At 64.3% G+C, this 12369-nt stretch carries 11 protein-coding genes; 5 read left to right on the top strand and 6 right to left on the bottom strand.

All coding sequences use genetic code 11. From position 1 onward, the window contains the following. The first annotated feature begins 82 nt into the window (after positions 1-82). Positions 83-607, top strand: coding sequence for a CinA family protein (locus tag CI805_RS08815; protein ID WP_260922098.1), 525 nt, complete (start codon positions 83-85; stop codon positions 605-607). A 44-nt stretch (positions 608-651) separates the two neighbouring features. Here CI805_RS08815 and CI805_RS08810 read toward each other — a convergent pair whose 3' ends face one another. Together CI805_RS08810 and lipA are read right to left on the bottom strand one after the other, a co-directional pair. Beyond that, on the bottom strand, positions 652-1098 hold the full coding sequence (locus CI805_RS08810) for a type II toxin-antitoxin system RatA family toxin (protein ID WP_260922088.1): 447 nt from the start codon (positions 1096-1098) through the stop codon (positions 652-654). Then, on the bottom strand, positions 1098-2069 hold the full coding sequence (gene lipA, locus CI805_RS08805) for a lipoyl synthase (RefSeq protein ID WP_260922087.1): 972 nt from the start codon (positions 2067-2069) through the stop codon (positions 1098-1100). The genes CI805_RS08810 and lipA overlap by 1 nt, the downstream gene beginning before the upstream one ends. An 84-nt stretch (positions 2070-2153) precedes the next feature. On the opposite strand from lipA, the gene CI805_RS08800 reads away from it, so the two are divergent. Further along, complete coding sequence (locus CI805_RS08800; protein ID WP_260922074.1) at positions 2154-2822, top strand: carbonic anhydrase; 669 nt, start codon at positions 2154-2156, stop codon at positions 2820-2822. Positions 2823-2946: 124 nt separating this feature from the next. Here CI805_RS08800 and CI805_RS08795 read toward each other — a convergent pair whose 3' ends face one another. Continuing rightward, positions 2947-4296, bottom strand: coding sequence for a hypothetical protein (locus CI805_RS08795; protein ID WP_260922073.1), 1350 nt, complete (start codon positions 4294-4296; stop codon positions 2947-2949). Between the two features lie 333 nt (positions 4297-4629). Here CI805_RS08795 and gyrA point away from each other — a divergent pair, with 333 nt between their 5' ends. The 3 genes from gyrA to trmFO all read left to right on the top strand — a co-directional run bounded on the left by gyrA (position 4630) and on the right by trmFO (position 9245). After that, a complete protein-coding gene (gyrA, locus tag CI805_RS08790; protein WP_260922071.1) occupies positions 4630-7377 on the top strand; it encodes a DNA gyrase subunit A in 2748 nt (915 codons plus the stop codon). Continuing rightward, positions 7374-7721, top strand: coding sequence for a DUF952 domain-containing protein (locus CI805_RS08785; RefSeq protein ID WP_260922069.1), 348 nt, complete (start codon positions 7374-7376; stop codon positions 7719-7721). The genes gyrA and CI805_RS08785 overlap by 4 nt, the downstream gene beginning before the upstream one ends. Positions 7722-7853: 132 nt before the next feature. Further along, the gene (gene trmFO / locus CI805_RS08780; protein ID WP_260922067.1) at positions 7854-9245 is read left to right on the top strand and encodes a methylenetetrahydrofolate--tRNA-(uracil(54)-C(5))-methyltransferase (FADH(2)-oxidizing) TrmFO; all 1392 of its coding nucleotides are present in this window, start codon (positions 7854-7856) and stop codon (positions 9243-9245) included. Between the two features lie 55 nt (positions 9246-9300). Here trmFO and CI805_RS08775 read toward each other — a convergent pair whose 3' ends face one another. The 3 genes from CI805_RS08775 to CI805_RS08765 all read right to left on the bottom strand — a co-directional run bounded on the left by CI805_RS08775 (position 9301) and on the right by CI805_RS08765 (position 12257). Further along, positions 9301-10866: an EAL domain-containing protein gene (locus tag CI805_RS08775; RefSeq protein ID WP_260922065.1), complete on the bottom strand. Its 1566-nt coding sequence runs from the start codon at positions 10864-10866 to the stop codon at positions 9301-9303. A gap of 103 nt (positions 10867-10969) precedes the next feature. Beyond that, positions 10970-11446, bottom strand: coding sequence for an EF-hand domain-containing protein (locus CI805_RS08770; RefSeq protein ID WP_260922063.1), 477 nt, complete (start codon positions 11444-11446; stop codon positions 10970-10972). Positions 11447-11558: 112 nt separating this feature from the next. Next, positions 11559-12257, bottom strand: a complete 699-nt coding sequence (locus tag CI805_RS08765; RefSeq protein ID WP_260922061.1) for a hypothetical protein — start codon at positions 12255-12257, stop codon at positions 11559-11561. Positions 12258-12369 lie beyond the last annotated feature (112 nt).

The following is a 12369-nucleotide window of genomic DNA, read 5'->3' as shown; positions in this document are numbered from 1 at the left end:
TTCCGCCTCCTTCGGCGGACTGACTCTCTGCCGGGGCTAAAGGCCCCTTTAGACCTTCCAAGGACAACCATCAGGTATCCCCATGGCCCAGGCAACTCTCCTTCCCTCCGAACTGATTGAACTCGCCCAGCGCGTGATCGACGAGAACAAGGCGGCCGGACGCCGCGTCGCACTCGCCGAAAGCTGCACAGGCGGCCTTGTCTGCGCGGCACTTACCGAGATCGCCGGATCGTCCGCCGTTCTCGATCGCGGGTTCGTGACCTACTCCAATGAAGCGAAGACCGATCTTTTGGGCGTTTCACCGGATCTGCTCGATGCCGTCGGCGCTGTATCGCCCGCAGTGGCCTGGGCGATGGCGCAAGGCGCAATCGAGCGCAGCGACGCCGATGTCGCTGTCGCAATCAGCGGCATTGCCGGCCCCGACGGCGGCTCGGACGCCAAGCCCGTCGGCACCGTGGTCTTTTCTCGCGCGCACCGGGTGGAAGAGGAAATCAACGCCGAACAGCGGCTGATGAACGGCAAGAATCGCAGCGAAATCCGCCTTCAGGCCGCGATAGTCGCGCTGAAACTCCTGCTGCCGGAAAACGACGGCATCACTGTCGACTGAGGAGTACGGCGAAGGGGCGCTTTACAGCGCCCCCGCGATAAAGGTCAGCCGTTCTGCGGCGCACCGTAGAGTTCGACCGCGCGCTCTTCGAAGGCCGCTACCATCTTGCGGAAAGCCTTGTCGAAATACTGACCCGCCAGCTTTTCGAACAAGGCATTGCGGAACGTGAAGCGCACATCGAACTCAACGTCGCACGCGTTCTCGTCAACGGCGTGAAAACGCCAGACATTTTCCAGATCACGCATAGGGCCGTCGACGTAATGAACCTTGAGTTCCTGCGCCCGGACCTTCTCGACTCTGGACGTGAACTTCTCCCGCAGCGCCTTGAAGCCCACCAGCATATCGGCGACCATTTCGGTCTCGCTGTCCGATTTTACGCGGGTTGCGACGACCCAGGGGAGAAATTCCTGATAGCGCCCCACGTCCGCGACGAGGTCGAACATCTGCTCGGCACTATAAGGCAGTCGATACGTCTCATGGATACCGGGCATCAGCGCGTCTCAGCCGCCTTCGCACCCGACTTGACCGCTGCTGCCTTTGCCAGCTTCGCTTCACGCGCAGCACGCATCTCGGCGAAATCCTTGCCCGCGTGATAGCTTGAACGGGTCAACGGCGAAGAGGCGACCTGCAGGAAGCCCTTGGCGCGGGCGATGGCGCCATAGGCATCGAATGCCTTGGGCGTGACGAACTCCTTCACCTCGGCATGCTTGGGGGTCGGGCGCAGGTATTGCCCCATGGTCAGGAAGTCGATGTCGGCGCTGCGCATGTCGTCCATTACCTGATGAACTTCCAGACGCTCTTCGCCGAGGCCAAGCATCACGCCGGACTTGGTGAAGATCGAGGGATCGTGTGCCTTCACCTCTTCCAGCAACCGCAGCGATGCGTAGTAGCGCGCACCGGGGCGGATCGTCGGATAGAGGCGCGGAACCGTTTCGAGGTTATGGTTGTAGACGTCAGGGCGGGCGGCCACGATCGCCTCGATGGCGGGGCGCATCTTGCCGCGGAAATCCGGCGTCAGAATTTCAATCGTGGTCTGCGGCGTTGCGGCTCGCAGCGCCTGAATGACCTTCACGAACTGGTGCGCGCCACCGTCCGGCAAGTCATCGCGATCGACCGAGGTAATGACGATATGCTCCAGGCCGGTCTTGAGCGCCAGTTCTGCAACGTGTTCAGGCTCGGCAGGATCGACTCGCCCCGGCATACCGGTCTTCACATTGCAGAACGCGCAGGCGCGAGTGCAGGTGTCACCCAGAATCATCACGGTCGCGTGCTTCTTGGTCCAGCACTCACCGATATTCGGGCAGGCTGCCTCCTCGCACACCGTATTCAGGCTGAGGTCGCGCATCAGCTTGCGCGTTTCGCCATAGCCCTTGCTGGTCGGCGCCTTGACGCGAATCCAGTCCGGCTTGCGCTGGCGCTGCGGCGAATTTTCGGAAGGCGGCGTGCTGGAGAGGTCGTTCATGGGCTCCAGATAGTCTCATGCACGCGCCCTTGCCAGTAGGAATATCCGGACTAAGGCGAGAGCAGATTGTGAAGGAGCCCTACCATGACCGCTGAGAACGCAAACCCCGAAGAGAACCGCGTGCTCGACACGCTGATCGCCGGCTATCGCCGCTTCCGCAGCACCGGCTGGTCGCAGAACCGCGAACGCTGGGCGCAGTTGAGCGAGGGGCAGCAGCCCGAGGTGATGATTATCGCCTGCTCCGACAGCCGAGTCGATCCGTCGCAGATCTTTGACGTCGATCCGGGCGAAATCTTCGTCGTGCGAAACGTTGCCGCGCTGGTCCCGCCGTTCGAGACCACGCCCGGACTGCACGGTGTGTCGGCCGCACTCGAATTCGCGGTGCAGGTGCTCAAGGTCAAGGAAGTGGTCGTCATGGGCCATGGCATGTGCGGCGGCTGCAAGGCTGCACTGACGCAGGAACTGCACGGCACCCAGCCGGGTGAAGGCGGCTTCGTCGCCAACTGGATCGCCATGCTGGACGAAGCGCGCGAACCGGTCGCGGCCAAGCACGGCACCACCGGTCGCCCTGCCGAGCGCGAGATGGAGCAGGCTGCCGTGCGCGTCAGCCTAGACAACCTGATGACCTTCCCCTGTGTCCAGCGCAAGACTGCCAGCGGCGAGCTGCGCATTCGCGGCGCCTTCTTCGCGATCTCCGATGGCGTCCTGCACCTGATGGACAATGAAACCCGCGAATTCCACGCCGTCGCCTGATTGCTATCCGCTTGCCACTGATTGGCGCGGACACGAGCAAGCAAGGCCGCCACGAGCATGAAAAAGGGCGCCGGTCTCATGACCGGCGCCCTTTACAATTCAGCGAGATAGACCTGCCTTGCGATCAGGCGCCCGCCTTGCTCGCAGCATAAGCTTCCCACATCTTGGCAACCGAGGCCCGCGGCCCCGTCACCTTCTCGAAGCTGGTCTTGGCGTCGGCATACTTGCCCTGCTGGACCTGCGCCATGCCGAGGCGGAGCGCGACCTTGGCAGCGTCGACACCGGGCATGCCCAGAGCCTTGGTATATGCAGCCTCGGCCTGCGCCGGCTGATCGTAGCTCAGGAAAGCGTCGCCAGCGGCCACGACGGTCGCCAGCTTGGCACCCGGCTTCATCGCGTCGCGCTCCTGCGATGGCAGCGAAGCCTTGTCGGCACCGACAGCAGCAGCCGCGACGCTCTTGTCCTGTGCCACCGTGGAAGCGGTCAGCTTGCCCGCCGCAACGCCCGCATCGATGATCTTGATCGCTTCACCCGGATAGGCACGCGGATCGACGTCGGCGAGATATTCGAGGTAGTCATTGCCGTTCTTGAGAGCGCCGGTCGCGAACATCAGGCGCATCAGGTCAACGTTCTGATCGTTGGGCAGGCGGGCCAATTGACGCACGACCGCCAGCGATACGTTCCAGGTGTCCGGGCTGGGGTAATACTGCGCGAGCATCCCGGCATACTTCACCGACTGGTCCAGCTGCTTGGCATCGTAGGCGGATTGCAGCGCCGTCCGCACCGCATTCTGGTCAGGCTTCTGGCCAGCAGCGATGGCCTGATCAATCGACTGTGTCGCCATGCCGAGTGCAGCGCCAGCATTACCCGAACGCTTGTAGCTGTCGGCAAGCAGCGCAGGGATCAGATTCTGGTCGTCCTTGTAACCCGAATCGCTCGCCATCTTCAGGTACTTGGCCGCATTCGCATAATCGGCCGACTGATAGGCGGTAACGCCGGTAAGATACTGGACCTGCGGGACGTTGGCTGCGTCGAGCGCACCGCTGTCCAGCATATGGACGAGGCCCTGATTCTGGACCTTGGGATCGTCCAGATAAACGCCCAGCATGCGCTCCATATCGCCCTGCTTGAGTTTGTCGGTCGGCGTGCTGGCCACGGCGCCGGCAGCTTGCAGCTTGGCAGTGATACCGCCCATATCGGCATCAACCTTGGCCCGTGCCGCCGTCTTGGCCGCATCGTCAGTTGCGGCCTTCACCGCCGCTACGTCAGCCTGAACCGTGGCATTGGTCTTGCCATCGGTAATCGTCTTGTCGATCTCCTGGGCGGCCTTTGCATATTCGGGCGAGAAAGCCGACTTGGCAGGTTCGTCCTTCTTCTTGGCCGCCATCGCTGCCGAGGGCAGCATGGCAGCGGTCATGCCGCCCGACAGGGCGACCGCGAGAGCAAGGCGGGACAGCAGGAACTTGCGAGCCATTACAGGCCAACTCCTCTTTCAGAATGGACCGAGCGCGCCCCTTGGGCATGCTCGACGGGGGTTTGCCGCTGGTGATGGCTTCGAAATACGGCCTTGGCAACCAGCTTGCCGGAATAGTTTCATGCGACTTAACGCCGATTGAATGCAGTTTGTCGCAGAGTGCCCCACCCACTCGACGCTCAGCATTGGCGATTCGTCGAAAATGGCGCGCAAGGTGTGGAAAAGCTGACCGCCAAAGCCGCCTCGCATGCGGTTACGGTGGCATTCGCACGCAAGCTGTCCTAGTGCAGAACATCCGCCCTTCCCTGCTTAGCAACGAAACGACGAGCCCGCGTGAGCGACGACACCGACATTCTCGAAAGCACCGGCCCCGAGGGCGAGTACCCCCGCGTCGACATCGTCGACGAGATGAAGACGAGCTACCTCGATTACGCGATGAGCGTGATCGTCAGCCGCGCGCTTCCCGATGTGCGCGACGGCCTGAAGCCCGTCCATCGCCGCATCCTTTTCGCGAGCCAGGAAGGCGGCTTCGTCGCCGGACGTCCGTTCCGCAAGTCGGCCAAGATCGTCGGCGACGTGATGGGCAACTATCACCCGCATGGTGACGCCGCGATCTATGACGCCCTCGCGCGCCTGACGCAGCCGTGGTCGATGCGACTGCCTCTGATCGACGGTCAGGGCAACTTCGGGTCGATGGACCCCGATCCGCCAGCCTCGATGCGCTATACCGAAGCGCGTCTTGGCAGGGTCGCCAACTCGCTGCTCGAAGATCTCGACAAGGATACTGTCGATTTCGCCGACAACTACGACGGTTCGCGCCGCGAGCCGACGGTTCTGCCCGCGCGCTTTCCGAACCTGCTGGTCAACGGCGCGGGCGGCATCGCGGTCGGCATGGCGACCAACATTCCGCCGCACAACCTTGGCGAAGTGATCGACGGCTGCTTTGCGATGATGGAAAATCCGGGGATCACCTCGGAAGAGCTTCTCCAGATCATCCCCGGCCCCGATTTCCCGACCGCACCGCTGATCCTGGGTCAGGGTGGATCGCGCAATGCCGCGATCACCGGTCGCGGCTCGATCATCATGCGCTGCCGTCACAAGATCGAGGAAGGCCGGGGCGACCGCCGCTCGATCGTGCTCACCTCGATTCCCTATCAGGTCGGGAAGTCCAACCTCGTCGAGAAGATCGCCGAGGCCGCCAAGGACAAGCGGATCGAGGGTATCTCGGATATCCGCGACGAATCGAACCGCGAAGGCGTGCGCGTGGTCATCGACCTCAAGCGCGACGCCTCGCCCGAGGTCGTGCTCAACCAGCTGTGGCGCAACACGCCCGCGCAGTCGAACTTCGCCGCGAACATGCTGGCAATCCGGGGCGGTCGTCCCGAAGTGCTGTCGCTGCGCGACATCCTGCAGACCTTCATCCAGTTCCGCGAACAGGTCATCACTCGCCGCACCAAGTTCGAACTGAACAAGGCGCGCGACCGGGCCCATATCCTGCTTGGCCTCGTTGTCGCGGTTTCGAACCTCGACGAAGTGGTGCGGATCATCCGCGGCTCGCCGAACCCGGCAGAGGCACGCGGCAAGCTGCTGGCCAAGGAATGGCCGATCGGCGACATCGCGCCCTACATCCGTCTGGTCGAGGCGATCGAGCCGAATGCCGAGGAATCGGGCGGTTCCTATCGCCTGTCCGAAGTGCAGGTGAAGGCGATTCTCGACCTGCGCCTGCACCGCCTGACGGCGCTCGGCCGTGACGAGATCGGCGACGAGCTCAAGGAACTGGCGATCGCGATCGAGGAATACCTCTCGATCCTGGCCGACCGCGTGAAGCTCTACGCGGTCATGCGCGAAGAGTTGCAGGCCGTTCGCGATCTCTACGCCAACCCGCGCCGTTCCGAGTTCACCGCCGCTTTCGACGGGATCGACGACGAAGATCTGATCGAGCGCGAGGACATGGTCGTCACCGTCACCATGGACGGGTACATCAAGCGCACCCCGCTCTCGACCTTCCGGGCGCAGGCACGCGGCGGCAAGGGCCGCTCGGGCATGGCGACCAAGGACGAGGATGCCGTGACGACGATGTTCGTCACCTCCACGCACAACCCGGTGCTGTTCTTCTCGACTGCCGGGAAGGTCTATCGCCTCAAGGTCTACAAGCTGCCAGAAGGCGGCCCGACCACGCGTGGCCGCCCGATCGTCAACCTGCTGCCCGCGCTTGACAAGGACGAGACGATCCAGACCGTCCTAGCCCTGCCGGAAGACGAGGCAGAATGGGGCAAGCTCTCGGTCGTGTTCGCCACGGCCAAGGGCAATGTACGCCGTAACGCCATGGATTCCTTCGCGAACATTCCGACCAACGGCAAGTTCGCGATGCGCTTCGAGGACGAGTCGGAGGATCGCCTGATCGGCGTTGCCCTGCTCGAAGCGACCGACGATGTACTGCTCGCCACCCGTCAGGGTCGTGCGATCCGCTTTGCCGGCGACGACGTGCGCGAATTCGCCAGCCGCACCTCGACCGGGGTTCGCGGCATGACGCTGAAGGATGGCGACGAGGTCATCTCGCTGTCGATCCTCCACCGCGTCGGCGTGAAGGATCAGGACGAGCGCGATGCCTACCTGCGCTTTGCCGCGTGGAAGGGTGAAAAGGACGGCGAACCAACGCTTTCGGCAGAGCGCATGGCCGAACTGGCCGAGCGCGAGCAGTTCATCCTGACCGTCTGCGCCAATGGCTACGGCAAGATGTCTTCCGCCTACGAATACCGACGGACCGGGCGCGGTGGTCAGGGTATCACCAATATCGACAATATCGAGCGTAACGGCCCGGTTGTCGCCAGCTTCCCGGCGTTCCAGGCCGAGCAGCTGATGCTCGTCACCGATCAGGCCAAGCTGATCCGTCTGCCGCTGCACTCTCTGCGGGTGATCGGGCGCGGTTCGGCGGGCGTGCGCCTGTTCAACGTCTCGAAGGGCGAGCATGTCGTCAGCGCCGTGCGCCTTGACGAGGAGCAGGAGCCGGAAGAGATCGAAGGTGCTGAAATCGCGCCTGAAATTTCGCCGGAAGCCCCTGAAGCAGGCGCCGGCGAGTGAGCGAGCACCCCGCTGTCGCCTACAAGATCCTGACCGCAGAGCAGTTCGCCGAACTCTCTGCGGCGGGGACTTTCGCGGGTGCTCCGGTGGATCTGGCCGACGGCTATATCCACCTCTCCGCCGAAGCGCAGGTTCAGGGCACTCTGGACAAGCACTTCGCCGGGCAGAGCGATCTGGTGATCGCTGCCGTCGATCTTGCCAAAGTGCCCGATCCGGTGAAATGGGAAGTCTCGCGCGGCGGGGCCCTGTTCCCGCATATCTATGGAAACCTGCCGTTTTCTGCGGTCTTCGCACATGGACCAGCGACGCTGGATGAGGCCGGAAACGTCGTTCTGCCGGCCTGAGACAGGGGCGGACTGAAACAGACCCTAAAAGGGGGATAGAGGGGGGCTAGACGGGGTCTAGCCCTACCATAAGGCACTCTACCCCTGTCCCGCCCTTCCCTGCGCGCGCCAAAACGGGTAGGCGCGCGCTCCATGACCCAGAACACCTCTTACGACGTCCACATCATCGGCGGCGGCCTCGCCGGAAGCGAAGCGGCCTGGCAGCTTGGCAAGCGCGGTTTCCGCGTGCGCCTGTCCGAGATGCGCGGCGCCCCTGCCGACAAGGGCGGCGAGCGCAGCCCCGCCCATCAGGGCGATGGACTTGCCGAACTGGTGTGCTCGAACTCGTTCCGCTCGGACGATGACGAAAAGAACGCGGTCGGCCTGCTGCACCATGAGATGCGCCGCTGCGATTCGATCATCATGAGCGCTGCCGCCGAAGCGCAAGTGCCCGCAGGCTCCGCGCTCGCCGTTGATCGCGAGGTGTTCTCCGCCGCCGTCGAGGCGCGCCTGACCGCGCTGCCCAATGTCGATCTGGTGCGCGAGCGTGTCGACACGCTGCCCGACGCCGGGATCACCATCGTCGCCACCGGACCGCTGACCGCCGCCAGCCTTGCCTCCAGCATCGGCAGCGCGACCGGGGCCGACAGCCTGGCGTTCTTCGATGCCATCGCCCCCATCGTCTATCGCGACTCGATCGACATGGACGTGTGCTGGATGGCCTCGCGTTGGGACAAGCCCTCGAAACTGACCGGCGAGGCAAAGGACTACATCAACTGCCCGCTCGACAAGGAGCAGTACCTGGCCTTTCACGCCGCGCTGATCGCGGGCGAGAAGACCTCGTTCAAGGAGTGGGAAGCCAACACGCCCTATTTCGACGGCTGCATGCCGATCGAGGTCATGGCCGAGCGCGGCGTCGAGACCCTGCGCTTCGGGCCGATGAAGCCGGTCGGCCTCGACAACCCGCACTGGGCGACGCCCGAGCATCCCAACGGCCGCTGGCCCTATGCGGTGATCCAGCTGCGGCAGGACAATGCGCTGGGCACCTTGTGGAACATGGTCGGCTTCCAGACCAAGCTGAAGCATGCCGAGCAGGTGAAGCTGTTCCGCACGATCCCCGGCCTTGAGAATGCCGAGTTTGCACGGCTGGGCGGCCTGCACCGCAACACCTTCCTCAATTCGCCCGAACTGCTCGACCGCCAGCTTCGCCTCAAGAGCGCGCCGCACATCCGCTTTGCAGGCCAGATCACCGGCTGCGAAGGCTATGTCGAAAGCGCCTCGGTCGGCCTGCTGGCGGGGCTGATGACGGCAAGCGAACTGGCGGAGCAAACGTGGCAGGCGCCGCCGCGCGAAACCGCGCTGGGCGCCCTGCTCTCGCACATCACCGGCGATGCCGATGCCGAGACCTATCAGCCGATGAACGTCAACTTCGGCCTGTTCCCGCCGCTGCACGACGTGAAGAAGAAGGCTCGCAAGGAAGCCTATACCGAGCGCGCCAAGCGCGAGATCGGTGGCTGGCTGTCGGGGCTGGTCGGGACGGCCTGAGGAAGATGCCCGAAGTTCGCACGGCCTGATCCCTGCGAACTTCAGGCGACCGCGTTCAGGGGGCGGCCTTTCTGCGGCCGTTCATGGTTTCGAAGAATGCCTTGAAATCATACACATTCAGGGCCTTGGCATATCGCCAACCCTGAACATAGGTGACGCCCGCCGCGCGCAGATAGTCTTCCTGAATCCGGGTCTCGACGCCTTCGGCAACCACATCGAACGCCAGTTCGCGCGCCATTTCGATCACATGCGGCACCACCACGCTGGTCGCGGCTTCGGTGCCGATCGCATCGATGAACGACTTGTCGATCTTGAGCGCATCGAGCGGCAGGGTCTCCAGCAACGACAGGCTGGAAAAGCCGGTGCCGAAATCGTCGATTGCCACCTTGTGACCCGCCGCGCGCGCCCGCTCGATCGTCGCGCGCGCGGCCTCAGCGTTCATGAAGCCGCGCTCGGTCGCCTCCAGCCACACTTGCGACGGGGCAATTCCGGCAGCCCCAAGCGCGCGCGAAAGCACCGGCAGGAAGCGCCCGCTCTGCATATCCGCCGCCGAAATGTTGATGGCAACGTGAGCGCCGCGATCGGTACGCAGCAGGTCTCCGAGATCGGCGACCACCTGCCCGATCACCAGATCGGTCAGCGGATCGATCAATCCGGTCTCCTCCGCCAGCGCGATGAAATAATCCGGCGAAGTCAGCGAGCCGTCGAGACGGCGCCAGCGCACCAGAGCCTCGCCGCCGACACAGACGCCGGAGTGCAGATCGATCATCGGCTGATAGCAGACCGTGAATTCACGCTTGCGTATCGCGATCGCCAGTTCGGTCTGCGGCGAAAGGCGCAGGCGTGATGCCCACAGGATCAGGCCGACCAGCACGATCGACACCGCGACGCCGAGCGGCACCAGTGTCCACATCTCGCCACTGGTCCGATTCTCCACCACGGCATAGCTGGTGACGGCGAAAGCCCGCAGACCTCCCCGTTCGACCGAGGCATAGAGCTGATCCCCGTCGCGCCCGAAACCGGCCTTGTGCTCCAGCCGGTCCAGCAGACCGGACGAGATCGGCCCCGACAGCGCCAGCAGGTGCCCATCGGGTGCGACCACGCCCAGCGTCATCTTCGTATCGGTCAGGACATCGACCAGCATCGCCGGATTCATCAGCGCATTGTACCGGCCAAAGCGCAGCACGTTCATCGGCTTGCCACCCGTGACGCGCGGCTTAATGCCAAGATCGAAGGCATAGCCATCGCCCAGTTGCACCTGCGGCGGCTCGACGAGGATGGTCTTGTCGACCTTGCCCCACACCGTGCAGGCGAGGCGACCGTTCTCGAAATAACCGATCTCTTCCACGGAGGCGGTATTGATGGACACCTGCCGCATCCGGTCGATCTGGGCCGTCGTGCAGCCCGACCAATGCTCGCGTTCGATCGAGGTCAGCGCGGCCTTGGCCATATCGAGATTGCGCGTGGTGCGATCGAGCGTCCACCCCGCGTATTCGCGCAAGTGCATGCGCTCACCGTCCATGGCCCGATGCCGCGAATAGACCGCGATGCCCACCAGAGGCAGGATTGCCGCCAGCACAGCCAGCAGCGCTGCGATGAAAACAATCCTGCGGCGTTCCATTCTGCCGGGTTCCGGTTCGTTCTGGCGGTGGAGTGCGTTGGACAGTCTCGGAGCAAGAAGTGGATGAAGTGTTAAACCGTGATCACAGATCGCATTTTTGCACCTATTTGCCGCAAGCGCACTGCAGTTTGGGCTTGGGTTTTGGAGGCGCCGTGCTGCGAAATTCCGTGGGCGTCAGGTACAGGTCATGGTTGCTATCGGCACCCTGGAACTTGTCGACCGTGGTGACGGCCCATTCCTCGAAGGTCAGCAGGTTGTTGCCGTCCTTGTCCAGCTTGCGGAACGCCGCCGTGCGGGTGGAGAGCAGTTCGGCGCGCGAGACGCGGCCGTCGCGATCCCGGTCGTAGCGGGCAAAGCGCTTCTGCTCGCGAGAGAGTTCGCTGGCGACCGGCAGGTCCGGGCCTTCGATATTGGCCAGCGCATCGTCATCGGCACTGGGCAGGTCCATCGGATCGGGCGGCGGCGCACTGGGCAAGGCGGGTGGCGCCAGACGCTCGACCGCTGCCTTGCTCTGCCACCAGAACAGTCCCAGCGACACCAGCGCCAGCGCGCCGAGCGCGCCCAGAATCACCCGGTTCATGGCCATTCCCCTGCTGCCGATGCCGATCGGCACATACCCGGCGGCAGGGTAGAATCGGGCTCGAACTACGGGAAATTACATAATGGCAAGCGGCACCATACGCCGCAAAGCCTCAGCGCCCGAAGGCGCCGAGGCGCAGCGCCTGAAGCAGCGCGGCAGGCGAGCGGGCGCCGTCATCGTGACCGGCGCGGAAACGCCGCGCGGACAGCGCTTCGAGCACCAGCAGCGGGCGCAGATCGCGCGACACATAAGGACGGCGCGTGGCAATGGCCGCTTCGGCGAGAGTACGTGCGGTATCGCGCTCCCCCGGCTTGCCCAAACGCATCGCCAGATCGGTCAGGCCCCAGCGGCAACCGAGGTCATGCGCCCTGTCCGCCTCCCTCTCGCGACCGATGGCACGGGCAAACGCCGCGAAGGCCGCGCCGCGCCCCTCGGCCATGGCCTGCATGCCCTCGGCAGCCAGCGGCTCGGCGCCGGTCAGTTCCTCCCAGCCGTCGACCAGCGCGGTGAGGCCCAGATGCTCACCGTTCCACTGGCGCAGCGAGGCCAGCAGCGGTTCGCCTTCGGGCCACCCGGCAGGGTCGGCCTGAAGCGATTCGCGCCACCATGCCAGGCGGATGCGTGCCAGCATCGGCTCCTTGGAGTGGCGCAGCAGCCCGGCCATGCGCGTATCGAGCGCCAGCAGCACTGCCGTCTGTTCGCGCACCCGGCGCGGCGCATAGACCAGCGCGAGCCGCGAAAGATCGGGCAGCGCCTCGGTCAGCGTATCGAGAGTGGCGCGAGCGGCGGGCAGGGAAGCGTTGTCAGGCACGCAGCCAGCCCTAGTCGCGTCGGGCGGGCGGAGGCAAGCGCAAGGACCGCCTTCAAGGCGGGAGCGCAGCGAAAATCACGCGCTCAGGCTTGCCGCGCTGGCTTCGGGCGCC

It is taken from the genome of Novosphingobium sp. 9 (assembly GCF_025340265.1).
Classification (GTDB): domain Bacteria; phylum Pseudomonadota; class Alphaproteobacteria; order Sphingomonadales; family Sphingomonadaceae; genus Novosphingobium.
This window is presented reverse-complemented; position numbering and strand designations above follow the sequence as displayed.

Coding starts and splice junctions, on each gene's coding strand:
- CI805_RS08815 (WP_260922098.1), top strand. CDS start 83: ATGGCCCAGGCAACTCTCCTTCCCTCCGAACTGATTGAACTCGCCCAG.
- CI805_RS08810 (WP_260922088.1), bottom strand. CDS start 1,098: ATGCCCGGTATCCATGAGACGTATCGACTGCCTTATAGTGCCGAGCAG.
- lipA (WP_260922087.1), bottom strand. CDS start 2,069: ATGAACGACCTCTCCAGCACGCCGCCTTCCGAAAATTCGCCGCAGCGC.
- CI805_RS08800 (WP_260922074.1), top strand. CDS start 2,154: ATGACCGCTGAGAACGCAAACCCCGAAGAGAACCGCGTGCTCGACACG.
- CI805_RS08795 (WP_260922073.1), bottom strand. CDS start 4,296: ATGGCTCGCAAGTTCCTGCTGTCCCGCCTTGCTCTCGCGGTCGCCCTG.
- trmFO (WP_260922067.1), top strand. CDS start 7,854: ATGACCCAGAACACCTCTTACGACGTCCACATCATCGGCGGCGGCCTC.
- CI805_RS08775 (WP_260922065.1), bottom strand. CDS start 10,866: ATGGAACGCCGCAGGATTGTTTTCATCGCAGCGCTGCTGGCTGTGCTG.
- CI805_RS08770 (WP_260922063.1), bottom strand. CDS start 11,446: ATGAACCGGGTGATTCTGGGCGCGCTCGGCGCGCTGGCGCTGGTGTCG.